At 71.9% G+C, this 25,810-nt stretch carries 20 protein-coding genes; 9 read left to right on the top strand and 11 right to left on the bottom strand.

Annotation, left to right across the window (positions count from 1 at the left end):
- Positions 1–3: 3 nt before the first annotated feature.
- A complete protein-coding gene (locus BpN12_RS30840) occupies positions 4–1,611 on the bottom strand; it encodes an MDR family MFS transporter (RefSeq protein WP_246795908.1) in 1,608 nt (535 codons plus the stop codon).
- Complete coding sequence (locus BpN12_RS30835) at positions 1,604–2,746, bottom strand: HlyD family secretion protein (protein ID WP_246795907.1); 1,143 nt, start codon at positions 2,744–2,746, stop codon at positions 1,604–1,606. The genes BpN12_RS30840 and BpN12_RS30835 overlap by 8 nt, the downstream gene beginning before the upstream one ends.
- Positions 2,747–2,838: 92 nt before the next feature.
- Here BpN12_RS30835 and BpN12_RS30830 point away from each other — a divergent pair, with 92 nt between their 5' ends.
- A complete protein-coding gene (locus BpN12_RS30830) occupies positions 2,839–3,786 on the top strand; it encodes a CerR family C-terminal domain-containing protein (protein ID WP_246795906.1) in 948 nt (315 codons plus the stop codon).
- 259 nt (positions 3,787–4,045) lie between these two features.
- Positions 4,046–5,737: a purple acid phosphatase family protein gene (locus BpN12_RS30825; RefSeq protein WP_246795905.1), complete on the top strand. Its 1,692-nt coding sequence runs from the start codon at positions 4,046–4,048 to the stop codon at positions 5,735–5,737.
- A 119-nt stretch (positions 5,738–5,856) separates the two neighbouring features.
- Here the strand turns inward: BpN12_RS30825 and BpN12_RS30820 are convergent, their stop codons facing one another.
- The 3 genes from BpN12_RS30820 to BpN12_RS30810 all read right to left on the bottom strand — a co-directional run bounded on the left by BpN12_RS30820 (position 5,857) and on the right by BpN12_RS30810 (position 11,700).
- On the bottom strand, positions 5,857–9,024 hold the full coding sequence (locus tag BpN12_RS30820; RefSeq protein ID WP_246795904.1) for a transglycosylase domain-containing protein: 3,168 nt from the start codon (positions 9,022–9,024) through the stop codon (positions 5,857–5,859).
- Between the two features lie 416 nt (positions 9,025–9,440).
- A complete protein-coding gene (locus tag BpN12_RS30815; protein ID WP_246795903.1) occupies positions 9,441–10,409 on the bottom strand; it encodes a hypothetical protein in 969 nt (322 codons plus the stop codon).
- A gap of 379 nt (positions 10,410–10,788) precedes the next feature.
- Positions 10,789–11,700 carry a LysR family transcriptional regulator gene (locus tag BpN12_RS30810; protein ID WP_246795902.1) on the bottom strand — a complete coding sequence of 304 codons (912 nt, stop codon included), beginning with the start codon at positions 11,698–11,700 and terminating at the stop codon, positions 10,789–10,791.
- A gap of 154 nt (positions 11,701–11,854) precedes the next feature.
- On the opposite strand from BpN12_RS30810, the gene BpN12_RS30805 reads away from it, so the two are divergent.
- The 4 genes from BpN12_RS30805 to BpN12_RS30790 all read left to right on the top strand — a co-directional run bounded on the left by BpN12_RS30805 (position 11,855) and on the right by BpN12_RS30790 (position 15,386).
- Complete coding sequence (locus BpN12_RS30805) at positions 11,855–13,432, top strand: MFS transporter (RefSeq protein WP_246798049.1); 1,578 nt, start codon at positions 11,855–11,857, stop codon at positions 13,430–13,432.
- 58 nt (positions 13,433–13,490) lie between these two features.
- Positions 13,491–13,727, top strand: coding sequence for a hypothetical protein (locus tag BpN12_RS30800; RefSeq protein WP_246795901.1), 237 nt, complete (start codon positions 13,491–13,493; stop codon positions 13,725–13,727).
- A gap of 96 nt (positions 13,728–13,823) precedes the next feature.
- Positions 13,824–14,141, top strand: coding sequence for a hypothetical protein (locus tag BpN12_RS30795; protein WP_246795900.1), 318 nt, complete (start codon positions 13,824–13,826; stop codon positions 14,139–14,141).
- Between the two features lie 78 nt (positions 14,142–14,219).
- Positions 14,220–15,386, top strand: coding sequence for a GGDEF domain-containing protein (locus BpN12_RS30790; RefSeq protein WP_246795899.1), 1,167 nt, complete (start codon positions 14,220–14,222; stop codon positions 15,384–15,386).
- 83 nt (positions 15,387–15,469) lie between these two features.
- Here the strand turns inward: BpN12_RS30790 and BpN12_RS30785 are convergent, their stop codons facing one another.
- Entirely contained in the window at positions 15,470–16,492 is a 1,023-nt protein-coding gene (locus tag BpN12_RS30785) for a fatty acid desaturase (RefSeq protein WP_246795898.1), read from the bottom strand.
- 347 nt (positions 16,493–16,839) lie between these two features.
- On the opposite strand from BpN12_RS30785, the gene BpN12_RS30780 reads away from it, so the two are divergent.
- Complete coding sequence (locus tag BpN12_RS30780) at positions 16,840–17,664, top strand: phosphate/phosphite/phosphonate ABC transporter substrate-binding protein (RefSeq protein WP_246795897.1); 825 nt, start codon at positions 16,840–16,842, stop codon at positions 17,662–17,664.
- 116 nt (positions 17,665–17,780) lie between these two features.
- On the opposite strand, the gene BpN12_RS30775 is transcribed toward BpN12_RS30780, so the two are convergent.
- From BpN12_RS30775 to BpN12_RS30755, 5 genes are all read right to left on the bottom strand, one after another.
- Complete coding sequence (locus tag BpN12_RS30775) at positions 17,781–18,773, bottom strand: aldo/keto reductase (protein ID WP_246795896.1); 993 nt, start codon at positions 18,771–18,773, stop codon at positions 17,781–17,783.
- A gap of 104 nt (positions 18,774–18,877) precedes the next feature.
- Positions 18,878–19,798 carry a LysR family transcriptional regulator gene (locus BpN12_RS30770; RefSeq protein WP_246795895.1) on the bottom strand — a complete coding sequence of 307 codons (921 nt, stop codon included), beginning with the start codon at positions 19,796–19,798 and terminating at the stop codon, positions 18,878–18,880.
- Between the two features lie 441 nt (positions 19,799–20,239).
- A complete protein-coding gene (locus BpN12_RS30765; RefSeq protein ID WP_246795894.1) occupies positions 20,240–21,457 on the bottom strand; it encodes an MFS transporter in 1,218 nt (405 codons plus the stop codon).
- A gap of 387 nt (positions 21,458–21,844) precedes the next feature.
- Positions 21,845–22,423 (bottom strand): GNAT family N-acetyltransferase, encoded by a 579-nt coding sequence (locus tag BpN12_RS30760; RefSeq protein WP_246795893.1) that lies wholly within the window; start codon positions 22,421–22,423, stop codon positions 21,845–21,847.
- 58 nt (positions 22,424–22,481) lie between these two features.
- Positions 22,482–23,333 carry a helix-turn-helix domain-containing protein gene (locus BpN12_RS30755; RefSeq protein ID WP_246795892.1) on the bottom strand — a complete coding sequence of 284 codons (852 nt, stop codon included), beginning with the start codon at positions 23,331–23,333 and terminating at the stop codon, positions 22,482–22,484.
- A 380-nt stretch (positions 23,334–23,713) separates the two neighbouring features.
- Here BpN12_RS30755 and BpN12_RS30750 point away from each other — a divergent pair, with 380 nt between their 5' ends.
- Both BpN12_RS30750 and BpN12_RS30745 read left to right on the top strand, forming a co-directional pair.
- On the top strand, positions 23,714–24,763 hold the full coding sequence (locus BpN12_RS30750; protein ID WP_246795891.1) for an ABC transporter substrate-binding protein: 1,050 nt from the start codon (positions 23,714–23,716) through the stop codon (positions 24,761–24,763).
- Between the two features lie 39 nt (positions 24,764–24,802).
- Positions 24,803–25,792, top strand: coding sequence for a quinone oxidoreductase family protein (locus tag BpN12_RS30745; protein ID WP_246795890.1), 990 nt, complete (start codon positions 24,803–24,805; stop codon positions 25,790–25,792).
- Positions 25,793–25,810 lie beyond the last annotated feature (18 nt).

Here is a 25,810-nt window from a genome sequence, read left to right as displayed (position 1 = left end):
GGTTCAGTGGCCGGACGAGGCGGGCGGCGGCGAACCGCGGCGCGGCGTTCTGAGCAGCAGCGCGAGCGGGACGCAGGCGATCAGCGCGAGTCCGAGCAAGTAAAAGGTTTCGGAGTAGGTCATCACGGTGGCCTGCACCTGGATCTGCTGGGCGATCTGGCCGAACGCGCGCATCTGCGAGTAGGCCATGTCGCCGGTGCGCGCGAACCAGTTCGCCGCGTAGGTGGCGACGCGGTCCTGCCCGATCAGCGAGTTGGCGCTCAGCGACTCGCGCAGCGCGGCCGTATGGAACGTGGTGCGCCGGTCGATGATGGTGCCGATGATGGCCAGCCCGATCGAGCCACCGAGATTGCGCGCCATGTTGTAGAGCCCGGCCGCGTCGCCCGATTCCTCGCGCGAGACGGCGGCCATCGAGGCCTGGTTCAGCGGCATCATCGCGAGCATCTGCGCCACGCCGCGGATCAGCTGCGACCAGGCGAAGTCGTGGCCGACGCTCTGCGCGGTCAGCGAGATGTCGAGCATGCAGCTCAGGAAGAACAGCAGCAGCCCGGTGATCACCAGGATCCGGAAATCGACCTTGCCGAGCAGCCTCGGCAGGATCGGCATCATCAGGAACGCGGGCAGGCCCGACAGCAGCATGATCTCGCCGGCCTGCTCGGCGTTGTAGCCGGCCACGATCGCGAGGAACTGCGGCAGCAGGTACGACACGCCGTACAGGCCCGCGCCGACCGCCGCCACGATCAGGATCACGCTCGCGTAGCGCGGGTTGCGCATCAGCGAGAGCCGCAGGATCGGCCGCTTGGCCGTGAACTGCGAGACCGCGATCAGCACCATGCCGACGAACGACACCCAGCTCAGCGAGACGATCATCTGCGACTCGAACCAGCGCTCGCGCTGGCCTTCCTCGAGCACCACGGTCAGCGACGACAGCCCGATCGCGAGGCCCGCGATGCCGACCCAGTCGGCGTTGAAGAACTGCTGCCACTGCGCCTTGTCGGAGGTGAGCCCGACCACCAGCAGCGTGATCAGCACCAGGCACACCGGCAGGTTGATGAAGAAGCACCAGCTCCAGCTGACGTTCTCGGCGAGCCAGCCGCCCAGCACCGGCCCGAACAGCGGCCCGAGCAGCACGATCAGGCCGAACAGCGTCATGCCCACCGGCAGCTGCGAGGGCGGCAGCCGGGTGCGGATGATGGTCTGCGCGGTGGGAATCATCGCGCCGCCGGTGAAGCCCTGGCCGATCCGGCCGACGATCATCAGCGCGAGCGTGTTCGACCAGCCGCACATCATCGAGAACGCGATGAACAGCACCGACGAGGCGAGCAGGAAGTTCTTCAGGCCGAACACGCGCGTGAGCCACGCGGCGAGCGGGATCATCACGATTTCCGACATCAGGTAGCCGGTCGAGATCCAGGTGCCCTCGGTGCCGGTCGCGCCGATCTCGCCCTGGATCTGCGGCAGCGCCGAGTTGGTGATCGAGATGTCGAGCGTGGCCATCAGCGCGCCGAGCGAGCCGGCGGCCACCGCGATCCAGTCGGAGGCGGTGGCGCGTTCGTGAGGCTGCGCGGCGGGGGCGGCCGGGGCGCCGGCCGGCGTGGCGGCCTCAGCCATGCTGGTTCCCGTCGCCGCGCGTGTCGACGTCCACATTGACCGACAGGCCCGGCAGCAGCACGCGGCGCGTCTCGTCGTCGGTGTCGACGTGGATCCGCACCGGCACGCGCTGCACGATCTTCGTGAAGTTGCCGGTGGCGTTCTCGGGCGGCAGCAGCGCGAACTGCGCGCCGGTGCCGGGCGCGAAGCTCTCGACGCGGCCGTGCAGCTCGCGGCCCGACAGCGCGTCCACGCGCAGCGTGACGGGCTGGCCCGGGCGCATGCGGCCGACCTGGGTTTCCTTGAAGTTCGCCACCAGATAGAGGTCCTGCACCGGCACCACGGTCAGCAGCCGCGTGCCGGGCTGCACGTACTGGCCGACGCGCACGGTGCGGTCGCCGACCCGGCCGTCCAGCGTGCTGCGCACGATGGTGTTGTCGAGATCGAGCTGGGACTGCGCGGCGCTTGCCTGCGCGGCTTCGAGCTGCGCCTGCGCCTGCTGCAGCGTCGCGGTGCTGGAGGCGATCTGGGTACGGGCCGCGGCGATCGAGGCGTTGTTCGCGGCCAGCGTGGCCTGCGCCTGATCGCGCGTGTTTTTCAGATCGGCGATACGCTCGTGGGTCTCGGCGCCGGTGGCGGCGAGCGGCGCGTAGCGCGCGTACTCGTCGCTGGCGTGGCGCAGGTTGATGCTCGACACGCGTGCCTGCGCCTCGACCTGTTCGAGGTTGGCGCGCTGCTGGGCGATGTCGGCCTCGGCGTGCGCGATGTCGGCGCGGCGCGCGTCCACGGTGGCCCGCGACTGCTGCAGCGAGACCTGGTACTGGCGCACGTCGAGCTTGACGAGCGGGTCGCCGGCCTTCACCTGCTGGTTGTCGCGCACGTAGACGTCGGTCACGTAGCCCGACACCTTCGGCGCGGCGGTCATGCTGTCGGCCTGCAGGTAGGCGTCGTCGGTGTTCTCGATGAAGCGGCCGACGGTCCACCAGTGGACCAGCCAGATCGCGCCGCCGATCAGCGCGACCACGGCCAGCGCGATCAGGATGCGGCGCCGGTTCGGCTTGCGTTTGGGGGTGTCGGGGGCTGGATTGCCCGAAGACGGATTTGCGGCAGGTTCCTGACGGTTGCCTTTCGGCGGGTCTTGAGGAGTCGACGACATTCGGGTATCCAAATTATTCCAAGCGGAAGAATTATTCCAGTTGGTAGATTTGTGTCAAGTAGAATGTGGTTTGTCTGAATTGTGAGGGGTCTATGACGGAAGCGAAGAAGCTGCGTCGCGCGTCGTCGAGCGGCTACGCGCGGGGCGACGAAACCCGCCAGCGCATCATCGAGGCCGCCATCGAGCTGTTCGGCGAACGCGGGTTCGCCGGCGCCTCGACGCGGGACATCGCCGCGCGCGCGGGCGTCAACGCGCCGGCGCTGCAGTACTACTTCGAGAACAAGGAAGGGGTGTTCCGCGCCTGCGCCGACGCGATCGCCGACACGGCCTGCGGGGCGTTCGGCCAGCCGCTCGATCACGCGCGCGCGATGCTCGACGCGCAGGCCGGCGTGGAAACGCTGATCGACGCGTTCCTCGGCATCATGCACGCGATCTCGGAGCGGATGTTCACGGCGCCGAAGACGGTTCACCAGCGCATGTTCTTCGCGCGCGAACAGGCCGGGCTCGAGCCGAACGTGGCCACCGAGATCCTGATGGAGCGGATCCGGCGCCCGCTCAACGACGTCTGCGCGGAACTGGTCGGCCGCATCTCGGGCCTCGATCCCGAGAGCCCGGTCACGCGGATTCGCGCATTCAGCCTGCTCGGCCAGCTCACGGTGTTCCACATCGCCCAGCGCTCGGCGCTGACGCTGCTGGGCTGGGAGTCGTTCGACGGCGGGCGCGGCGCACTGCTGCGGGCCACCGTCGACGGCCAGACGCGCATGCTGCTGCGCCAGTGGCATGCCGAGCACGGCGTGCTGCCGGCGGCGCTCGACGCGGCGGTGGCGGCCACGGCCACGCGCGGCGAGGCGGTGGCCTCCGCGTCTTCACCCGCATCCTCATCGGCATCCGCTGCCGCGCCGCGCCGCGCCGCTGCCCGCCGTGCCCCGGCCGGCCGCGGCAGCGCGCGCGAGACGCCGGCCGACGGCGAGCCGGAGCCGGAGCCGGCCGCGCCGCGCCGGCGCGCGCCGCGTCTCGACGGCAAGGCGCGTCCGCGCTGAGCGTGCCGCCGGCCGCCCGCGCATGGCACGCGGGCGGCCGGGCAGGCGGCCGGATCCACTTCGGTTCGCGGCCCATCGCTGCGCGCATGACATCCGCGCGTCACGATTGCCGGTCTATCGTCGGGGTTCCGGGCGGTGGCGCGGGCCGTCGCCGCCCTCGTGCATCGCCAGCCGTCGCCGGCGCCAGCGCCGCCGTGTCGCCTTCGGGCCGCCGGGGCCGGGCCGCGCGATCGATACGACACAAGATCGGAGCCAACCGATGTCGAAACAGACGCCCCCCGAAGCACCGTCCGCCGGCCCGCATGCGCCGCAGCACGCAGCGGTCTCGCGCCGCGGTTTCCTGAAGCTGGCCGGCGTGTCCGGCCTCGCGACCGCGAGCGGCCTCGGCGCCGCGCGCGCGGCCACGACCGTGCCCGACGGCACGCCGGAACAGATCCACCTGACCTGGGGCGACGATCCGTCGTCCGAGGTGACGATCTCGTGGGCCTCGCTCGCGCCGGCCGCGAACCCGCGCGTGCGCGTGTCGGGCGACGCCGGCCGGCCGTTCACGGTGCATGCCGTGCAGCGCACCTACACCGACGGCCTGAACGGCGCGGTGGTGTTCACCTATCACGCGCGCCTGCTCGGGCTGCGGGCCGACTCGCAGTACGGCTACGAAGTCACCGCCGACAACGACACCAACGCCGCGCAGCCGTTCGCCGCGAGCTTCCGCACCGCGCCGCGCGGGCGCGCGCCATTCCGCTGGACCAGCTATGGCGATCTGGCCACGCCGAACACGGGCTGGGTGCTGTCGTCGCCGCAGAGCCGCTTCGCGGTGCAGGCGGTGGAGCGCTTCCAGCCGCTGTTCCACCTGCTCAACGGCGACCTCTGCTACGCGAACCTGAATCCCGCGCACCAGCCCGACGTCTGGCGCGACTTCGGCAACAACAACCAGCTGTCCTCGGCGAACCGCCCGTGGATGCCGTGCCCCGGCAATCACGAGATCGAATTCCACAACGGCCCGCAGGGGCTCGATTCGTATCTCGCGCGCTACGTGCTGCCCGGCAACGGCACGCGTTTCCCGGGCCGCTGGTACACGTTCCGCGTGGGCGCGGTGCTGTTCGTCTCGCTCGACGCCGACGACGTGGTCTACCAGGACGGCGCGGCCTTCGTGGCCGGCCCCGCGCCGCTCGTGCCGGCCGCCAGCACCGGCCACGAGCCGGTAGCGCCGGGCACCTCGTTCTACGTGCGCGGCTACAGCCAGGGCGAGCAGACGCGCTGGCTCGAGCAGACGCTGCGGCACGCCTCGCACGACGCCTCGATCGACTGGATCGTGGTGCAGATGCATCAGGACGCGCTCAGCTCGTCGAAGTCGGGCAACGGCTCCGACAAGGGCATCCGCGAGGCGTGGCTGCCGCTCTTCGACCGCTACGGCGTCGATCTCGTGCTGTGCGGCCACGATCACGACTACGAGCGCAGTTTCCCGGTGCGCGGCTGCCATCACCATGCGGGCATGGACGCGACGACGGGCTCGGTGGTCGACACGCTGCAGCCGAAGCCGGTGGTCACCGCCGACCCCGAGGACCGCACCTTCGACACGCGCCACGGCACGATCCACCTGATCCTCGGCGGCGGCGGCACCAGCGCGCCGACCGACACCTATGGCGACGATCCGGCCACCGGACAGCCGCAGGCGATGGTGTTCACCAGGCCGAACCGGCCGGTGCCGGGCACCACCGCCGGCACCTTCGTGCGGCCCGGCGCCGATGCGCGCGAGGACGCCGTCTGGTCGGCGCGGCGCGATGCCGGCAACGGCTACGGAATCGCCGTGTTCGACTACGAGCCGGGCGAGGCGGGCGGCCACACCACGATCACGGTCAGCTACTACCACGCGGCCGGCGCCGACTCGACGCCGAACCCCGACTACTCGCTGTTCGAGACGATCGTGCTGAGCAAGCCGCATCGCGGCTGAGCGCGGCGCGCGCAGTCGAACGCGGAACCGAGGCGCAGCAGCAAAACGCACGGGGCGCCGGTGATGAGCCGGCGCCCCGTGCGTCGTTTCGGCCGGCCGCGACCGGCGCCGTGTGCTGGTCAGCCGTGCGAGACGTCGGCGGCGGGCGTCGTGATGTTGCGCGCCGCCGCGTTGTCGCTCGCCGAATCGCTTGCGTGATTGCCGGCGTTGTTGCCCGAGCCTGGCACCGCCTGCGTCGTCGCGGCCGGCTTCGCGCCCGGCGCCTCGACGAGCGGCTGCAGCGCGGGAGCCAGCGATTTCAGCAGCTGCACGGCCAGCGCGCTCGTGTATTCGTAGCGCGCCGCGTAGGGCTCGTGCGTGTTGGCCGTCAGCACGCCGAAGAAGCGGTCGCCGATGCCGAACACGAAGGTCGCGCTGCGATTCACCTTGCGCGACTCGATCAGCCGCGCGCCGGGCGCGTAGACGTTGAAGCGCTGGTCGCCGGTGCCGGTCTTGCCGAACACCTCGAGCGTCTTGCCGTCGGGGAACGTCATGCCCTGCGCGAGCCGCTTGCCGGTGCCGTTCTGCACCACGTCGCGCAGCATCGGCTGCACGGCCGCCGCGATCTCGGGCGAGAGCAGCTGCTTCGGCGCGGTGCCCGCATGCACGAAGTGCGTTTCGTAGGGCGTGTCCTTCGCGAACGCGAGCTGCGTGACGCTCTCGGTCGGCACCTGCGCGCCGCCGTTGGCGACGAGGCCGATCAGCTTCGCGAGCGAGTCGGGCTGGTCGCCCGAGGCGCCGATCGCGGCCGCGTAGGACGGCGTGAGCGCCGCGAACGGATAGCCGAGCGCCTGCCACGAGCGGCCGATCTCCCGATAGGCGCTCAACTCGACCATGCGGCGGATCCGGCGGTCCTGGGTGGCGTGGTACTTGGTCTTGTAGAGCCACGCGTAGGAGGCGAAGCGCACGTCGTGGCTCGCGCCCTGCACGGCGTCGAGCGTCGCGTCCGGATGCACGCGCAGGTAGGCCAGCGTCCAGAGCGCGAGCGGATGCACGCTGGCGATGTAGCCGCGATCGTTGAGGCTAAAGCGATCGACGCCGTACTTCGCGTAGAGCGCGGCCAGATCGTCGTCGGCGAGGCCGGCGGCCGGCGTGCCCTTCAGCGCCGTCTTCATCTGCGTGTCGAACCACGGGCGCGGCGCGTCCGGCGCCACGCTGCGCAGCACGGTGGCGACCTTCGGCGGCGACTTGCGCACCGTCTTCAGCATCAGCGCGAGCGCGTCGTCGGGCGGCTGGCCCGCGTACTTCACGTAGAAGCGCTTCACGTACACGCGGCTTTCCTGGTCGACGAACTGCGCGAGGTAGCGCGCGCGCAGGTCCGGATCGTCGAGCCACTGCGCCGACGTGCCCGAGGTCTGCACCATCTCGTAGCGCACGATGTCGCGCATCAGCCGCACGAACACGAGGTTGACCGAGTTGCGGAACGCGAGCCGGACGGTCAGGATCTGGCCGTTCTCGCTCTTCTCGAAGTTGGTGAAGGTCTGCGCGCCGCCGCCGGTGTAGAACGTCTCGCCGGGCGAGGCCGAGTACTTGCGCTCGAGCGCGGCGTCGAGCATCGGCGCGAGCGAGCGGTCGCGCGTGGCGATCAGGTAGTCGAGCGACCAGCGCGTGAGCGCGTCCTGCGGGTCGGGCTGCACGCGCTTCAGTTCTTCGGTGGAGAGCGGCGCGTACTGGTCGTGCAGCCGCGAGACGATCTGCAGGTAGGTCACCACGGTGCGCAGCTTCGCGGTCGAGCCGAGGTTCAGGCGCGCGCCGCGGTTGACGTCGAACGGCTGGTCGACGCTGTCGGTCTGCACGCGCAGCAGGTTCGCGTCGCCCTGCCGTTCGTAGAGCGTGAAGCTGTACGAGATCTTCGACGGATCGTCGCCGGGGCGCAGCATCTGCTGGCCGATCAGGCCGGCCGCCTTCGCGCCGTCGCGCGTGGTCACGGCCGCGAGCTGGTCGGCCACGGCCTGCTGCACGGCGTTGTCGAGCGTGACGGTGGCGTCGAGGTCGAGCCGGTCGAGCTGGTAGGTGCTTTGCAGGCCGAGCGCGCCGAGCAGCCGCGAGCGCGTCGAGGTGATCGCCTTGCGCGCGACGTAGGACGCCTGCGCCGGCAGCGCGGGCGGCGCGTGCCGCTCGATGCGGGCGGCCAGCGCCGCGTCGCGCAGCGCCGGCGTGATCGCGCCTTCGCTGGCCAGCAGCCGCAGGTAGCTGTCGGTCAGCTTCTGCAGGTCGGCATAGCCGCGATTGAGGAAGAACGAGGGCGCGCGCTGCGCGATCAGCAGCGACAGCACCTCGCGATAGGTGGCGGCCTGCTCGGCACGGTTCGCCTCGGTGGGCGGGGCGGCGAGGATGCGGTTCACCTCGCTGAAGTCGCGCCCGTACCAGGCGGCGAGGCCGTCGCCGATGCCGGTCACCTCGCCCAGGCGCGCGCGCGCCGCGAGCGGCACCGAGTTCAGGTAGCGCACCACGATCTGGCGGCGCGCGGGCAGCGTCTGCGGGCCGTCGAGATAGGCGCGCACCGAGGCCGAGGCGATCTGCCGGAGCTTCTCGGGCGGCGAGGCGGTGCGGCCGTCGGGCGAATGGCGGAACTTCTCGATCTGGGTGGCGAGCGTGCTGCCGCCCGGCGTCTGCTGGTGGTGGTTCACATAGCGCAGCGCCTGGTCCGACAGCGCGCGGCCGAAGCGGCGCCAGTCGATCGCCGGGTTGCGGTTCGGCGCGTCGGGATCGAGCAGGTAGCGGTCCTCGATGAACAGCAGCGAGCGCACCACCAGCGGCGGAATCGCATCGAAGTCCTGATAGACGCGGTGCGGGAACGTGGCGTCGTAGATCGGCTCGCCGCGCGCGTCGCGCACCGTCAGGCCGGCTTGGTCCTTTTCGTCGTAGGGCAGGAACAGGCCCTCGTCGGCCAGCGACAGCAGTCGCTCGGAGCCGCGCGCCTGCGCCTCGATCGCGTAGCCGCGCGCGCTGAGGCGTCGTTCGAAGTCGGGCAGTCGGGAATAGCCGAGGCGCATGTCGTAGGGGCCGCTGGCCGGGTAGCGGATGCTGTCGCTGGGGCCGGGGCCCATCGTGTAGCCGACGTCGCTCGCGAGACTCGACAGGTAGCGCGCCTGCCATCGCGAGGTCGCGAATTCGATCTGACAAAGTCGCACCACCACCACCAGTGCGATCAGCACGGCCGCGATGAGCAACCATTTGACGCGCTTCCAGACCGGGATGGCGGTGCGGGTGGCGCGCAGCGGGATTCGGATAACCGGCCGATTCATGGCATCTCCCCGACGGCGCAAATCGTCAGACCCTCGCGCCGCAACGCGATCAGTGTAGTCCTGAATTCGAGATACGGTGGGACAGAAAATCGCGGACTGTGACGCGGATGCAACCGCCGCCGGGACGGGGAATTGGGGGCGGACTTCGGGGTGGGTGGGGACTTGGGTCGGGGTTAGCGGGCGGGGTGGCGGGGCCGCTTTCAGCTGCGTGTCGCGGGGCGCCTTGGGTGTGGAGCGCAAAGGTGCCGGGGCAATGGGCCGGTGGGCCGGTGGTCCGGTCGGGCGGTTCGGGGAGCGGTGAGGCGGCGCGAGCGGGCGCCGTCATGGCGTCGTCGCGAGTGGGGCGGGCGGCCCGCGGGTCTCGCGCGGCGGCGCGAGCGATGGCATGCCGACGCTCGCTTCCGGCGGAGCCTCGCTCAGCAGTCGGAGAACGTCGAGCAGACGATCCGCACGTCGAACAGCTGCGCGATCGTGGTCAGCGCGTAGAGCAGCGCGAACGAATGGCGGTCCGAGTAGGGCAGCGCGGGCTGGAACGCGCTGCCGTGCCATTGCCAGTCGGCGTCGGCCTCGGTGTCGCGGCGCGCGCGGTCGAACACCGCCTCGATCTCGTAGCCGCCCGCGCCCTTGGCCGGGATGCCGACGTTCAGCGCGAGCCCGGCGAGCCGGTCGAGCGGAAAGCGGAAGCTGTCGCGGCCGAGCCGGAAGCCGGCCCAGCGAGCGTCGCGGCTGCGGAACGCCACGAACAGCGTGTCGTCGGCGCGCTTGTGGGCATCGAAGTGCTCGGGCAGGTCGGCGAGCGGTGCGATCGCGGGCTGTTGCTCGGCGGCGTTCTCGTCGACGTCGACGTGCTTGAGGCAGGCCGCGCGCAGGCCCGCGTAGAGCTGGCGATAGACGGCGCCGGGCGAGGTCGCGCGCAGGTCGACGTCGAGCAGGATGCGCTGGTAGCTCGCCTGGTCGCCGAGGAAGGCCGGCAGCGGCTGGCTGTGGTCGGCGCCGAGGTAGGCGGAGCGGCTGCCGAGCGGGCTCGGCAGCAGGTCGATCGGGCGCGGGCGGTCGTCGGGGCGGCGCGCGCGGATCTCGGCCGGGCGCGGCGTGGGCGGCGGCACCGGGGCTGGAGTGGGTGCGTGCGCATCGATCGCCGCGTTGGCGAAGGTGGGAGGAGGTACGGTGTCGGGAGCGGCGAGGCGCTCGGCGTCTTCGGCGGCGGCGGCGCGGCGGGCGGTGGCCTTCGCGTCGCGGCGACGGGCCAGCACGCCGGCCACCGACAGCAACAGCAGTTCGGCGACGGTCGCCACCGCGCCGGCGGCGAGGCCGGCCAACACGCCGTCCCGGGAGCCGGCGATCAGGCCGGCGAGAAGCGGTATCAGCAACAGGAGCGCGAGCATCGGCGTTCGGTCATGGGTGGGGCGGTGCGGGTCCGGCATCCCGGTTCGCCGTCCGGCGGGGGCAGGCGCGGGCGCCGCGGTACGGCACGATGATAAGCGCGCGGGCGCTCGCCGAACAAGCGGGAATCGGGGTGGCGCGGGCCGGGCGTGGGTCGATGCTGCAGCTGCCGTGGCGGCGCGGAGCATCGGCCGGTTTGTCGGCTGGTTTGCCGTCCGGTTCGCGGGCCGGCTCATCGCCCGGTGCGTCAGCTGGTGCGTCGGTCGGTTTAACGGCCAGTAGGTTGGCCTGTTCATCGGCTGGCTCGTCGGCGGTTCGCCGACCGGTTTGTCGGTGCCTTCAGCATTCAACCGATCCACCCCCGCGCGCCGGCGCGAACGCTCAGGCGCGCGCTGCATCCTTGTCCACCTGCACCGGCGCCTCTTCACCGGCGGCGTGGCGCAGGAACGCGCGCACCGCCTGCGAGCGTTCGTGGCGGCGGAACAGCAGCGCGATCTCCGAGCGCACCGGCTTGCCGGCGAGCGGCCGATAGACCACGCCGGGCAGCCGGATGCAGTCGCACACGGCGCCCGGCACCACCGCCACCGTATCGCCGAGCGAGACGCGCGCGAGCACGGCGGCGAGCGTGCCCGGGCGCGACTCGATGGCCGGCGCGAAGCGCCCGCGCCGCGCCACCTCGAAGGTGCCGCCTTGCTGCTCGGGCAGCGTGAACGCGGCGTCGCGCAGCTGGCGCGCCGCGATCGCCGGCAGCGCCGCGAGCGGCGAGGCGGCCGGCAGCGCGACGACGAATTCGTCGGCGTGGACGCGCACGCTCCGGATCCCGTCGGGGCAGCTCACGGGCGGGCGCACGTAGGCCAGATCGAGGCGGCCGTCGTCGAGCATCGCCGGGATCGCGTCCATCGGCAGCTCGGCCAGCTGCACGTCCACCTGCGGGCGCCGCGCGCGAAAGCCGATCACGGCCTGCTGCATCACGCCCGTGAACGCGGCCGAACCGACATAGCCGATCCGGATCCGGCCCAGTTCGCCGCGCTCGGCGCGCTGGCCGAGTTCGTGCGCGCGCGCGAGCGCCGCGAGCGCGGCGGCGGCCTCGGGGACGTAGGCGGCGCCGGCCGCGGTCAGCTCGACCGAGCGGCGGCTGCGGTGGAACAGGCGCAGCTGCAGCAGCCGTTCGGCCTCCTGGATCTGCTTGGTCAGCGACGGCGGCGCGATGCCGAGCGCCTCGGCGGCGCGGGCGAAATGCAGGTGCTCGGCGACGGCCAGCACGCAGCGCAGATGGCGCAGTTCGAGTTTCACGGCATTAACGAATTCGTGAATGAAGTTGCCATCTTATGCTATCGATCGGCAACAGCGACCTCGCTACGATCGGCGTCGAGACGATACGAGGAGCGAGGCAATGACGGGCAGCACGAACCAGACGAACTACGGGAATTCCACGCCGGCGCGGGCCATGCAGGGCATCGACGGCGACACCGGCGGCGGCCGGCCCCGGCGCGGCTCGCCGGGCTTCCTGCTGGCCACGGCCTCGGCCACCTGCGCGCTGATCACGCTCGACACCAACATCGTCGCGGTATCGCTGCCGTCGATCGCGCGCGCGTTCCACGCCGGCTTCGCCGATGCGGAATGGGTGGTCAGCGCCTACATGGTGTCGTTCGCCTCGTGCCTGCTGCCGATGGGCGCGCTGGCCGACCGCTACGGCCGCAAGCGCATGATGCTGCTCGGCCTGCTCGCGTTCGCGGCGGCCTCGCTCGCCTGCGGGCTCGCGCCGGGCGTGCTGTTCCTCAATCTGGCGCGCGCGGCCAAGGGCGTGGGCGCCGCGATGCTGCTGACCGCCGCGCTCGCCGTGATCGCCCATGCGTTTCCCGATGCCCGCGAACGGGCACGTGCCTGGGCGATCTGGGGCATGACGATGGGCCTCGCCACCACCGTGGCGCCGCTCGTTGGCGGCGTGATCACGCAGTGGGTCGGCTGGCGCTGGATCTTCCTGCTGAACCTGCCGGTCTGCGCGGTGCTGCTCGGCTGCGCGTGGCGCGCGGTGGACGAGTCGCGCCATGCCGGCGCCAGACGCGTGGACGTGGCCGGCAGCGCGCTGTTCGGCACGGGCCTCGCGAGCGGCATCTGGGCGCTGATCGGCGCGCAGGACGCTGGCTGGCACGGCGCCGCCACGCTGTTGCGCTTCGCGGCCTGCGCGCTGCTGCTGGCCGGCTTCGTGCGGCTCGAACGGCGGCGGCCGCACGCGATGATCGACCTCGCGCTGTTCGGCCAGCCACGCTTCGTGGCCGCCGTGCTCGGCATGTTCGGCTACGCGGCCTGCGCGCAGGTGATGATGACGTTCCTGCCGCTCTACCTGCAGAACGCGTTCGGCTGGGCGGCGGTGCGGGCCGGCGCGGGGATGCTGCCGTTCGCGGTGGCGATGGTGGCCGGGCCGTATCTGGGCGCGCGGCTCTCGCACCGGCTGCCGGGCGCGGCGATGCTGTCCGCCGGCCTCGCGCTGGTCGGCGCGGGCAACCTGCTGACCGCGCTGGTGGCCGCGCGCGGCGCCTACGGGCCGGTCGCGCTCGGCATGATCGTGACCGGGCTCGGCGCCGGCGTGCTGAACGGCGACACGCAGAAGGCGATCATGGCCTGCGTGCCGTCCGAGCGCACCGGCATGGCCTCGGGGATCAGCACCACCACGCGCTTCACGGCGATCGTCACCTCGATCGGCGTGCTCGGCGCGGTGCTGGCCTCGCGCACCCACGCGGCGCTCGGCGCGGCGCTGGCCACGCAGCCGGCGGCGTGGGCGCGGCTCGACGCGCGCTTCATGTCGGACCTGCTGGCGGGCGACCCGGCGCAGGCGATCGGCGCGCTGCCGGCGGCGCTGCGCGCCAGCGTGGCGGCGGTCGCGCCGGGCAGCTTCGCGAGCGGGTTCGCGGCGGCGCTGTCGGTGGCCGGGGGGCTCGCGATCGTGGTCGCCGTGCTGGTGTGCCGGCTCGCGGCGGTTGGTCGGCGCGTCGCGCGCGCGGACGCGGTGCGCGAGCGCGCCTGAGCGGGCAGCGCGGCGCGCCGATCGCCTGCGCGGCCAGGTCGCCGAAGGCGGCGCGCGGGTGGACGTCGAGCCGGTCCGACGCGTCGAAGTGCTCGACGATCGGCGCCGACAGGTGGTCGAACAGGTCGATCGCGGCGCCGGACGCCGCGTGGAAGTCGCCGCAGATCATCACCGTCAACGGCTCGCTGGCGCCGGCGCGAAACCGGTTGATCGAATCGACCACCTGCCGGTGCTCGCGTCCCGTGACGCGCGGCGGCGCGATGCCGGCCCGGTTGGCCGGCACCTCGAGATTTAGCGGATGGCGCGGCGGCACGATCAGCAGCGTGTGCGGCGCGAACGGCACCATGCCGGCGCCGGCGATGTGCAGCAGCCCGTTGCCTGACAGGATGTCATGAATGCCGGGCGCGTCGTGGTCGTCGAGTTCGAGCACGAAGCCCTCGCCGAGGATGCATTCGGACAGGCCGGTCACGCGGATCCCGAGCCGCGTGATCGGCTCGTTCGGATCGTCGGACGACAGGCGGGGCGTGGCGGTCGGCACGCGGGTCGGGATCAAGGGAAGCGCCGGGCGCAGCGGTGCCGGCGCGTGCCGATCGCGGCGACGCCGGCCCGCGGGCGCCCGATCTCGCCGCGATTCCTTACCGCGATTCGCGCGGCGCGCGGGACCGCCGGCCGCGTGCCGCGCCGCTTTCCGGCCCGCGCTGAAATTTGACCATCACGGCGGTGTCGGACGTCCGGCGTAGAATGCCGCTGCTGCCGCGCGGTATCGGCATGAGTTTTTTCGTCACTGATGCACGTCGACCTTCTTACCCTTTATTTCCTCGCGATCGGAACCCTTTTTGCCAGTGCCGGCATGACGTTCTGGGAGCATCGCACCCATCCCAATCGCAGTCAGGCGTTGCGCACGTTCGCGGCGGGCTACGCGACGCTCGCGCTCGGCTGCGCCGTGGTGCTGGTGCGGGGCCGCCTGCCCGGCGCATGGGGATCGGCGCTCGGCAACCTGGTGATCGTCTCCGGCTACCTGCTGATCCTGGACGGCGTGGCGGTGCTGAACGGCCGGCGCCGGCGCGGCGTCTCGCTGGGCCTCGTCGCGGCGCTGGCGCTGGCCTGGGCGGTGGCCGGCACGCGCTGGCAGGCAACCATGTGGCTCTATCTGAGCGCGATTCCGATCGCGCTGGCGAGTGCCATGACCACGTGCGAACTGTTGCGCAACGAGACGCTGCGCGCGCTCTCGGCATGGCGCATCGCGGTCGTGGTGACGGGGCTGCACGCGCTGCTCTATGTCGCCCGCGCGTTCGCGCTGCCGTGGCTCGCGCGCGAGTTCGGGCCGCCGGTCGTGCTGGCCGCGAGCCAGCTCACGATGTACGAGGGCGTGCTCTATTCGGTGGTGCTGCCGATGACGATGCTGCGGCTGGTGCGCGAGGAAACGCACGGCGAGCTGCTGCGCGAATCGCGCACCGACTACCTGACGCGGCTCGGCAACCGCCGCTGGTTCTTCGAGGAAGGCGAGCGCGTGGTGGCCGCCGGAGCGGGGCGGCAGGCATACGCCGTGCTGGCCTTCGATCTCGATCACTTCAAGCGCATCAACGACCGCCACGGCCACAAGACCGGCGACGACGTGCTGAAGACGTTCGCCGACGTGGTGCGTGGCGTGCTGGGCGAGGCCACCATCGTCGCGCGCATCGGCGGCGAGGAATTCGCCGCGCTGCTGGCCGGCGACGACGCACGGCGCGCGGCCGAGCTGGGCAGGGCCGTCGCGCGCCGCTTCGCCGAGACGATCGCCGAACGCGGCGACGGCCTCGGCATCCAGGCGACCGTCAGCATCGGCCTGGCCCACTGCGCGGGCGGCACGCCGGCCCTCACGCCGGCGCTGGTGCTGGCCGACATGCTGGCCGACGCCGACGGCGCGCTGTACCGCGCGAAATCGCTCGGCGGCAACCGGCTCGAACTGGCCTAGCGCCGTTTCGCCCGCGCCCGGTGCGATGCCGGATTTCAGGAAGACGAAGCATCGGAGGCACACCATGCCTTCGTGCCCGTGCCTCAACTGCTGATCTGCAAGCATCCCTCGATCACCGCGATCCGGCCGCCGCCGGTCGAGAGCGCGGCCGTGGCGTGCCGGAACGGATGCTCGGGCGCATCGGTCGGCCGCCACGCGTAACGGCGCAGCAGCTCCAGATAGCCGCCCCGGATCACGAAGCCGTCGCACTTGGCCAGATAGGCGTCGCGGCGCATCCGGTACGCGGCCGGCAGCTGGAACCACGGCAGGCCGGGCAGATCGTGATGCACGAGGTGATAGTTGTTGTTCAGGTAGAGCAGGCGCATCACGAAACCGGCCTCGTTGATCGCGATGCGCGCCTTCGGGTGGACGGCGGCGCGATGCTCGAGCAGCGAGCGCACCATCGCGAGCGACAGCGCCGGCCAGCTCACGGCGAGCAGGTAGGCCCACCAGGCGATGCCGGCCGACAGCTGCACCCAGGCGAGCAGCGCCGCCACGCAGGCGCCGTGCGTGGCCCAGATCCGCAGCACGGCGCGTTCGCCGCGCCGGATGCGCCGCAGCGCATCGGCGAGCGTGGCGGCCACGCTCATCGGCGGTCCCACCACCAGCCGCCCGAGGAAGGTCTTGCGCAGCACCCACAGCGCGCGCCGCCAGCGCGGCAGCGTCGCCCATTGGCCGCGCGGCAGGTAATTGCCTTCCGGGTCCACGCCGGGCACGGTCAGGTCGTCGTCGCGATGGTGCGCGAGATGCGTGTCGCGATAGCAGGTGTACGGATACCAGATCGCGAGCGGCGGATAGGCGAGCAGCCGGTTCAGCCAGTCGAGGCGCGTGGGATGGCCGTGCAGCAGCTCGTGCTGCAGCGACATCTGCCAGGCGGCCAGCACGATCAGGACCGGCACGGCCGCCGCGAACGGCAGCGCGCCGGCGCGCACCAGCAGCATGGCGCCGAGCCAGCCGCCGTAGATCGTCGCGATCAGCAGCCAGGTGGGCCACTCGGTGCGCGCGGCGAAGCGAGCGCCGAGCGCGCGGATCTCGTTGGCGTGGTCTACGTCGAAATATTCGGCCATATCGGGAAGGCGGGACGGCGGGCGGGATGCTGGGCGTCGCGTCGATGGCGGGCGCCGTGCTGTCGGCATGGCGGCACGTTCCGCGAGGCGACACACGGGCACGTCGAGCCCCGGAAGGCATCGCGCCGGATGCATCGAGGCGGACGCGCTCGCGGTTTGCGTGACGCCATGCCCACTCTAGCGAATCGGCGGCGCGCCACCAATCAACGAATTCGCATTTGCTTATCAGGCACGCGAGCGCCGCGATCCGGGCGCAGAATGGCTGCCGGCGCGACCCGACGCCGTCGATCCGGCGGCGGCCCCGTCACGCCGCGTTTCCCGAACCCGCGAGCAAGGAGCCGCCGCGCATGAGCCGATGGATCGCCGCACTGCCGATGTACAACGTGACGCCGCGCCATGGCGCGCTGTGGCGCGCGCTGCTCGACGAGGCGCTCGAAGCATTCGCGCGGCGCGGCGGCACGCGCGAGGTCGGCGTGCTCGACGAGCCGTTCGGCGAACTGATGCCGCTGTGGCGCCGCGCCGATCTGCTGCTGTCGCAGACCTGCGGCTACCCGTTCCGGATGCTCGGGCTCGCCGACGTCGCGCGGCTGATCGCGACGCCGTGCTTCGACGCCGAAGGTTGCGACGGCGCCGGGTATTCGAGCGTGCTGGTGGTGTCGGCCGCCGCGCGGGCGGGCGGCGCAACCACGCTGGCCGGCTGCCGCGGCCTGCGCGCGGCCTGCAACGGCGACGATTCGCATAGCGGCATGAACGCGTTTCGCCATGCCGTCGCGCCGCTCGCGCGCGGCGAGCGATTCTTTGCCTCGGTCACGGCGTTCGGCTCGCATCGCAACGTGCTCGACGCGCTGGCGGCGGGCCATGCCGATTGCGCGGCGATCGACTGCGTGACGTTTGCTTATTTGCGCGACGCGCTGCCCGAGCGGCTGCGCGGGATCCGCGTGATCGGCGCGAGCGCGGGTGCGCCGGGGCTGCCGCTGATCGCCTCGCGCCGGCTCGACGACCGGCAGGCCGGCTGGCTGCGCGACGCGCTCGACGTGGCCTGCCGCGCCGATCCGGCGCGCGCGCGGGCGTTGCGCCTGCGCGGCTTCGCGACGGTGGCCGAAGCGGACTACGACCGGATCGCGCGGATGGCGGACGAGGCGGCGGCGCTCGGTTATCCGCGGCTGGCCTGACGGGAACGCCGGCCAGCAACGTCCACAGCGAAGCTTGCCGCCTGCCGCACAGGATTTGTCCACCGTGCCATGTGGGCAAGCGCTGGGCGCGGCGGCCGGCTCCGCCACTCCGTGGTTCAGGCCGCGCGCAGCGGCGGCGCCATGAATTCCGGCCCGACGGGATCGGTCACGTGTTGCGCGAGGATCGCGTCGATGTCGGCCAGGTCGCGCGCGTCGAGCCGCCAGCCGAACGCGTCGCCGATGCCGTTCAGCTGCTCGGGCTTGCGCGCGCCCCACAGCGCGATCGTCGGCCCCTGGTCGAGCACCCAGCGGATCGCCAGCGCGAGCACCGACTTGCCGTGCCGCTCGCGCGCCAGTTCGGCCAGCGCGTCCACCGCCCGCAGGTATTGCGCGAAACGCGGCGCCTGGAACTTCGGATCGCTGCGGCGCAGGTCGTCGCCCTCGAAGCGCGTGTCGGCCGTCATCCGCCCCGACAGCAGGCCGCGGCACAGCGCGCCGTAGGCCAGCATCTGCAGCCCGTGCTGCTTCGCATACGGCAGCACGTCGGCCTCAATCGCGCGCTCGAACAGGTTGTACGGCGGCTGCACGGCGGCCAGCGGCGCGGCCGAGGCGAACTCGTCCATCTGCGCCGGGCTGTAGTTGCTCACGCCGATCGCGAGGATCTTGCCGTCGCGGCGCAGGCGTTCGAGTTCGGCGGCCGTCTCGTCGAACGGCACCAGCGGGTCGGGCCAGTGGACCTGATAGAGGTCGATGCGGTCGGTGCGCAGCCGGCGCAGCGACTCCTCGATCTCCTGGCGGATCCGCGCGACGCTGGAATTGCGCATGACCTTCTCGTCGGCGTTCCAGTCGAGCGCGACCTTGGTGGCGATCACGGCCTGGTCGCGGATGCCCGCGAGCGCCTCGCCGACGATCGATTCCGAGTGGCCGAAGCCGTAGACGGGCGCTGTATCGATCAGGTTGATGCCCTGCTCGACGGCGTTGCGCACGGTGGCGACCGACTGCCGGTCGTCGGCGCCGCCCCACATCCAGCCGCCGATCGCCCAGGTGCCGAGGCCGATGCGCGACACCGGCGTGTCGATGCCCGCGATGCGGGTGGTTTCGATGTTCATGCTGATGATCTCGCTTTGCGGGTCGAAAGCGCCAGTCTAGACCGGCGGTCGATGAGCTGCGCTCAACGTCGGCATGACCGGCATTCGTCGTGTGACGGCGGCGTTCAGCGTTTGAATTCGGGCAGCCCGTGATCCTCGCGGATCATCTGCACGAGCTGCGCGAGGCTCGCCGAAAGCTGTCGGCGGCTCGGATAGTACATCACGAACGGCTCGGTCGGCGGCGCCCAGTCGGGCATCACGAGGACCAGCCGGCCGCTGGCCAGATGCGGCTCGATGCGCCGCTTCAGGCAGTAGGCGATGCCGACGGCGGCCAGCGCGGCGTCGATCACCGCGTCGGTCTCGTTGAGGATCACGCGGCCCGGCACGTCGATGCGGCAGGCCTGCTTGCCGCGCCCGAGTTCCCACTGGTAGACCGATTCGTCGCCGATGCGCAGCCGGATGCACGAATGGCCGGCGAGATCGGCGGGCTGCGCGGGCGTGCCGTTCAGGCGCAGGTAGTCGGGCGAGGCGGCCAGCACCCAGTCCAGCTCCGGCGTGAGCGGAATCCCCACCATGTCGCGCGGCACGCGGCGTCCGTAGCGGATGCCGGCATCGAAGCCGCCCTTCACGATGTCGACCAGATGGTCGTCCACCACCACCTCGAGCTGCGATTTCGGAAAGCGGTTCAGATAGCGGCCGAGCACCGGGCTGACCAGCAGCTGCGAGGCGTCGCGCGGCACGTTGATGCGAATCAGGCCCGACGGGGTGTTGCGAAACTGCGAGAGCGCGGCCAGCGCGCTGTCGATGTGCTCGAAGCCGACGTCGAGCCCCTTGACGAGCACGGCGCCGGCGTCGGTCGGCGCGATCGCGCGCGTGGTGCGGTTCAGCAGCTTCACGCCGAGCTTCTCCTCGAGGCCGCGCAGTGCATGGCTCAGCGCCGACGCGGTCACGCCGAGTTCGGCGGCGGCGAGCCGGAAGCTCTTGCGGCGGCAGATGACGGAGAACGCGCTCAGCGTCGCCAGGTCGTTGCGGCTGTAGGTCGGCACGGTGGGGTTCCTCGGGAGCGCGCGGGACGGCGCGAACGGCCGGCAGATTCTTGAGCGTGGCTCAACCGAAGTCAATCACGACGCGCGTCGTGCTTCGCGCCGACGGTTAAGGGGTCGGATTCGTGTCGGGTTTGTCCAGATAGTGAGGTGCGGCGGGTGTCGACGGTGCATGGGGGGCGGTGGGCCGTCGATCGCGAGAGGGAGCGGGGTGCTTCGCGGCTGGCCCGGTACTGTGACAGCGCGCGCCGCGCGGATCGAACGAAGTGTGGGAGGCGAAAAAATCGCACGCTTCCCGATCGTCCGATGGTCGATGCGTTGCGTTGCGATGCTGATGCTGATGCTGATGCCGATGCCGCTGGGCGCGCGCTGGCGCTCGCCGAATTCGGGCCACCGCATTCCGGCCGCCCTTTGGCCGTGCGTCAGCCGTGCCTCGATCGCACTTCACCCATGCCGCTTGCGCTGATCAGCCAGCGCCCAGGCATGAACGCCGATCCCGGCCAGCGCGAGCAGGCTGCCCACCCAGCCGGTGGACGACCAGCCGAGCCCCGCGTCGATCGTGATGCCGCCGAGCCACGCGCCGAGCGCGTTGGCGATGTTGAACGCGGCGTGGTTCAGCGCGGCGGCGAGCGTCTGGGCGTCGCCGGCCACGTCCATCAGCCGCGTCTGCAGCGTGGCGGCCAGCGCGACGATGGTGCCCACCAGCAGCACGTTGAGCGGCCCGAACACGGCGCTGTGCGAGCTGAACGTGTAGGCGCCCATCACCACCACGGCCCAGATCAGCACGTAGCGGATGGTCTTCTCGAGCGCGCGGTCGGCGAAGCGCGAGCCGGCCAGATTGCCGGTCACCATGCCGAGTCCGAACAGCGCGAGCACCACCGGCACCAGCGCGACCGGCAGGTGCGCGAGTTCGGTCATGGTCGGCTTCACGTAGCTGAACACCGAGAACACGCCGCCCGAGCCGATCGCGCCGATGCCGAGCGTGAGCACCACCTGCTTGCTGCGTAGCGCGCCCAGTTCGCGCAGCGGGCTCGCGAGCGCGTCGCCGGGCATGAACGGCACCCACAGCCGCACCAGCAGCGCCGAGAGCAGGCCGATCACGCCGACGATCGCGAACGCGATGCGCCAGCCGAACCACTGGCCGATCGCGGCCACGATCGGCACGCCGAGCAGCGTGGCCACCGTCAGGCCGAGGAACACCAGCGCCACCGCCTGGGTGCGCCGCTCGCGCGGCACGAGGCCCGCCGCCACCAGCGCGGCGACGCCGAAGAAGGTGCCGTGCGGGAAGCCGGTCAGGAAGCGCGCGAGCGCCATCGACGCGAAGCCGGGCGCGATCGCGCTGACCAGGTTGCCGAGCGCGAACACCAGCATCAGCCCGACCAGGAAGCTGCGCCGCGCCCAGCGCGCGCCGAGCACGGCCAGCAGCGGCGCGCCGATCACCACGCCGAGCGCGTAGATGCTGATCAGGTGGCCGGCCTGCGGAATCGTGATGGCGAGGTCGCGCGCCGCGTCGGGCAGCAGGCCCATGATCACGAATTCGCCGGTGCCGATGCCGAAGCCGCCGACGGCGAGGGCAAGCAGGGCACGGCGCGCCTGGGCGGGCGAGACGGCAACGGAGGGGCGGGCCACGTCGTGCTCGACGGTGCCGGAGGTGGTGGTCATGGGAGACAGATCGATTCGCGGGTGGACAGGGCGCGGCCCCGCGCGAGGGCCGGGAGCGGTGCGCGGATCGTAGCGTTTAAATCGGTGAAGCGGTTTCAATGAAAAATTGAGATGGGCTCAACAATGCGCCAGGCGCAGCGCGGCCTCGCGTCAGACGAAGCCGGCGCTGTCGCGCGTCGGATCATGGCCGACGCGGGAATGGCCGGACCGTACCCTGCCACCGCGGTCCGGCGGATCGGGTTGTCGACTTCGGCCACGTGCGCGTATGTGTGCGTGGCGCCGATCCCGACCGGTGGTGTGCCGCCGACATCTGCCGTCCATGGATCGGGCCGACGGTCGGCCCGGCGGGGCAGGCGCTGCCGGCCGTCGGCGGCACGCGCACGGGCGTCAGCCGTGCGGCAGGTCGAGCCGAAACAGCAGCGAGTCGCGGTCGGGAAAGTCGTAGTGAACCGGCAGCTCGTGCGCGGCGATCTCGACGAAGCCGTGCCGCCGGTAAAACGCATGCGAGCGCGTGGCGACGGCCGGCGTGTCGAGCACCAGCGTGGTCACGCGCCGCTGCCGGGCCCGCGCCAGCAGCGTCGCGAACAGGCGCGACGCGCAGCCCTTGCCGGCACCGCGCCAGGCCGCCGCGACGAAGAATTTCTTCATCACCGCGATGCCGGGGGCCTGGAGCTGCAGGCCGATCGTGCCGACCACCTGCCCGGCCGCGTCGAGCGCGACCCAGAAGCCGCCGCCCGTGTCCGCGAAGTGACGCACGATGTCGAGCAGTTCGGGCTGCGCGTCGAGCGGGATGGCGACGCCGGCCTCGACGTTCTGGACATGCAGGATCAGCGCGATCGCGGCGTCGGCGTGGCCGGGCTCGAACGCGACGATGCGCGGCGCGGCGGGATCGGAATCGAAGTTGGAGTCGGAATCGGGTTCGAAGGCGGAACCGGAAACGGCGGGCAGGGCGGGATCGACGGACATGGGTGGATGCGTGAGCGTGGAAGACCCGCGCACCTTAGCGCCGTCACCGCGTCGCGATCTAGAACGTTCCTGCGCCGCGCCGCCGGGCGACGGCGCCGGGCGTGAAGCCGAACATCGCCTTGAAGTGGCGGCCCAGGTGGCTCTGGTCCGCGAAGCCGGTCGCGGCCGCCACGTCGGGTGGCGTGCCGCCGCCGAGCAGCAGGCGCTTGGCCGCCAGCAGTCGCAGCGCGAGCTGGTAGCGATGCGGGCTCAGCCCGTAGGCCGCGGTGAAGCGGCGGCCGAACTCGGCCACCGACAGCGTCGCCTCGCGCGCGAGTTCGTCGAGCGTCACGTTGCGGTGGCCGAGTACACGCAGCAGGTCGGCCGCGCGGCGCAGGCGCGGATCGGGCGCCGCCGCCGGGCGCGACGGCTCGGCCGCGGTCGGGCTCAGGGCGGTCAGCAGGCTTTCGCAGAACAACGACCACTCGCTATCGCCGTCGGCCGCCATCGCGGGCTGCCGCAGCCGCCGCGCGGCGAACGCCGCGAAACGTGCCACGGCCGCCGGATGGCGGCGCGGCGCGGCGAGCAGGTCCGGCGTCACGCCATGCATCGCGCAGCGCGTGCGCCATTCGGCGTCGGGGATGTAGAGCATCGCGTATTCGCAGGCCGTGTCGCTGACCGTGCGGCCCGCATGCGCGGCGCCGGGCGGCAGCGCGTAGAGCTGGCCGGCGCCCACGATCGCGGGACGCGCGTCGCGCGCCGAGACGTCCTTGGCGCCATGCAGCACGGCGCAGACGGCCCAGGTGTCGTGGGCGTGTACCGCGAAACGATGTCGTTCGAAGCGCGCATGCATCAGTTCGATGCCGGCCGCGCCGAGCAGGCCGTAGCGCACGGCGTCGCGGGGCGCGGCGGAACGGGCGAGGGCGGGCATCGACGACATCGGAAGGCGCGGAAGGGGTGGCGGGCACGGGGGCCGCGGAACGGGCGATTCTAGCGCGTCACCAGCGGCGCGCGCGGCTCGCGGGCCTGAATGCGATGGGGCCGGTCAGGCCCCGCGACGGACGACAGCGGCCGGCAGCGGGCCGGCGTGAACGCGGCCGCCCGCGCGCTGCCTGCCGCCGAGGGTAAATACCGACAAAACTCGCGAATCACTGAAGGCAATCAGAAGGCGTCCGATTTTTATACTGGGCACCGTTAGCGCGGCGCCTGCGCGTTGTCCCTGTTGTCCCGTTTCCGCCGCGCCGTCTGGCCGACCGGCATTCCCGAACACAAGCGCGGCGTCGGCACCGCGAGAAGGAGACAGTTTCCCCGATGCGTTCCCTGATCCGTCATCTCGGTCGATTGCTGCGGCCCGGCGTGCTGGCGCTCGCGCTCGCCGCCGCCGGCGCGGCGTTCGCGGCGCCGGCCGGCGCCGAGCCGATCAAGCTGATGATGGGCGGGATGTCCAAGATCATCTACCTGCCGGCCGTGCTGGCCGACCGGCTCGGCTATTTCCGCGACGAGGGGCTTGACGTGCGCGTGCTGTCGGTGCCGGCCGGCATCGACACCTCGACCGAGCTGATCGCGGGCGCGATCCACGGCGCGGTGGGCTTCTACGACCACACCATCGACCTGCAGAGCCGCGGCCAGGACGTGCTGTCGGTGGTGGTGTTCGTGCGCGCGGCCGGCCTCGCCGAGCTGGCGTCCACCCATCCCGCCGCCGGCGCGGCGATGCGCTCGATCGACGACGCGCGCGGCCGCCGGCTCGGCGTGACCGGCTTCGGCGCCTCCACCTGGCTGCTCACGCGCTACCTGACCACGCGCGCCGGCGTGGCGCCCGGCGACTACACGGTGGTGCCGCTCGCCTCGGACACGCGTTTCGTCGACGCCATCGAGCACGGCACGATCGACGCCGGCATGGTCGAGGAGCCGGCCGCCACGCGCCTGCTGTCGAGCGGCGCGGCGCGCGTGCTGGTGGACCTGCGCGGCGTGGACGGCACGCGCGCGCAGCTGGGCGGCACCTACGTCGGCTCGTGCCTGTACCTGCGCCGCGGCTGGGCGCTCGCGCACCGCGACGAGACCGGCCGGATGGTCCACGCGCTGGTGCGCGCGCTGCGCTTCATCGCGAGCCACGACGCCGGGCAGATCGCCGCCGTGCTGCCGCCCGAGGTGGTCGGCAAGGACCGCGCCGGCTACGTGGCCGCGCTCGCGCTGGCCAAGCCGTCGTTTTCGGTGGACGGCACGATGCCCGGGGATGCCCCGGACACCGTGCTGCATGTTCTGGTGTCGACGGGAACCGGCCTGATGGCGCGGCACGTCGACTTGTCCCGTACCTACACGAACGCGTTCGTCGACGGTACGCAGCACGAAGCGTTTCATTGAGCCGCCTGCCGCGGCGCCGGAACGCGTGATGGAAAACCGATGAGAGCGATTCGAATCGAGCAGTACGGCGGCCCCGAAGTCCTGCGCCGCGTCGAGATTCCGGTGCCCGTGCCGGGCCCGGGCGAGGTGCTGGTGAAGCTCGCCTGCGCGGGCATCAACTTCATGGACGTGCACACGCGCCAGGGCAAGTACCGCGATTCGCGGACCTACCCGGTGCGGATCCCCTGCACGCTCGGCATGGAAGGCGCGGGCGAGGTGGTCAGCGCCGGCCCCGGCGCCGGGCACTTCCGGCCCGGCGAGCGCGTGGCCTGGTGCATCGCCTGGGGCGCCTACGCCGACTACGCGGTGGTGCCGGCCGCGCGGCTCGCCAGGCTGCCCGACGCGATCGGCTACGACCTCGCGGCCGCCGCGATCTTCCAGGGCTCCACCGCGCACTACCTGCTCGACGACGTCGCGCAGGTCGGCGCCGGCAGCACCTGCCTCGTGCATGCGGCCTCGGGCGGCATCGGCCAGCTGCTGGTGCAGCTCGCCAGGCGGCGCGGCGCGACCGTGTTCGCCACCACCAGCACCGACGAGAAGGCGGCCGTGGCCAAGGCGCACGGCGCCGACCACGTGATGCGCTACGAGCAAGGGCGCTTCGCCGACCGCGTGCGCGAGCTGACCGCGGGCCGCGGCGTGGACGTGGTGTTCGACGCGGTCGGCCGCCCGACGCTGCGCGACAGCTTCCGCGCCACGCGCGTGCGCGGGCTGGTGGTCAATTACGGCGCGGTGGCCGGTTCGCTCGACGACCTCGATCCCTACGAACTCGGCGAGGCCGGCTCGCTGTTCCTGACGCGCCCGCGCCTCGCCGATCACCTCGCCGACGGCGACACCGTGCAGCGCCGCGCCGACGAGATCTTCGCCGCGATCGCCGACGGCGCGCTCGGCATCGAGATCAACGGCCGCTACACGTTCGACGACGTCGAGGCCGCGCATGCGCTGCTGGAGTCGCGCCAACAGGTCGGCAAGGCGGTCATGCAGATCGCCTGAGCGGGCTTCCCGCTTTCA

The organism is Burkholderia perseverans, from assembly GCF_022870505.1.
Taxonomy (GTDB): Bacteria; Pseudomonadota; Gammaproteobacteria; order Burkholderiales; family Burkholderiaceae; genus Burkholderia; species Burkholderia plantarii.
The sequence above is the reverse complement of the archived record's forward strand: the minus strand, read 5'-3'. Positions and strand labels throughout refer to the sequence as shown.

Bases quoted from the DNA above. Each gene is read 5' to 3' on its own strand.
- BpN12_RS30835 (WP_246795907.1), bottom strand. From the start codon at position 2,746: ATGTCGTCGACTCCTCAAGACCCGCCGAAAGGCAACCGTCAGGAACCT.
- BpN12_RS30775 (WP_246795896.1), bottom strand. From the start codon at position 18,773: ATGAACATCGAAACCACCCGCATCGCGGGCATCGACACGCCGGTGTCG.
- BpN12_RS30780 (WP_246795897.1), top strand. From the start codon at position 16,840: ATGAGCCGATGGATCGCCGCACTGCCGATGTACAACGTGACGCCGCGC.
- BpN12_RS30760 (WP_246795893.1), bottom strand. From the start codon at position 22,423: ATGTCCGTCGATCCCGCCCTGCCCGCCGTTTCCGGTTCCGCCTTCGAA.
- BpN12_RS30765 (WP_246795894.1), bottom strand. From the start codon at position 21,457: ATGACCACCACCTCCGGCACCGTCGAGCACGACGTGGCCCGCCCCTCC.
- BpN12_RS30815 (WP_246795903.1), bottom strand. From the start codon at position 10,409: ATGCTCGCGCTCCTGTTGCTGATACCGCTTCTCGCCGGCCTGATCGCC.
- BpN12_RS30785 (WP_246795898.1), bottom strand. From the start codon at position 16,492: ATGGCCGAATATTTCGACGTAGACCACGCCAACGAGATCCGCGCGCTC.
- BpN12_RS30750 (WP_246795891.1), top strand. From the start codon at position 23,714: ATGCGTTCCCTGATCCGTCATCTCGGTCGATTGCTGCGGCCCGGCGTG.
- BpN12_RS30805 (WP_246798049.1), top strand. From the start codon at position 11,855: ATGCAGGGCATCGACGGCGACACCGGCGGCGGCCGGCCCCGGCGCGGC.
- BpN12_RS30745 (WP_246795890.1), top strand. From the start codon at position 24,803: ATGAGAGCGATTCGAATCGAGCAGTACGGCGGCCCCGAAGTCCTGCGC.
- BpN12_RS30825 (WP_246795905.1), top strand. From the start codon at position 4,046: ATGTCGAAACAGACGCCCCCCGAAGCACCGTCCGCCGGCCCGCATGCG.
- BpN12_RS30840 (WP_246795908.1), bottom strand. From the start codon at position 1,611: ATGGCTGAGGCCGCCACGCCGGCCGGCGCCCCGGCCGCCCCCGCCGCG.
- BpN12_RS30755 (WP_246795892.1), bottom strand. From the start codon at position 23,333: ATGCCCGCCCTCGCCCGTTCCGCCGCGCCCCGCGACGCCGTGCGCTAC.
- BpN12_RS30790 (WP_246795899.1), top strand. From the start codon at position 14,220: ATGCACGTCGACCTTCTTACCCTTTATTTCCTCGCGATCGGAACCCTT.
- BpN12_RS30820 (WP_246795904.1), bottom strand. From the start codon at position 9,024: ATGAATCGGCCGGTTATCCGAATCCCGCTGCGCGCCACCCGCACCGCC.
- BpN12_RS30830 (WP_246795906.1), top strand. From the start codon at position 2,839: ATGACGGAAGCGAAGAAGCTGCGTCGCGCGTCGTCGAGCGGCTACGCG.
- BpN12_RS30795 (WP_246795900.1), top strand. From the start codon at position 13,824: ATGAATGCCGGGCGCGTCGTGGTCGTCGAGTTCGAGCACGAAGCCCTC.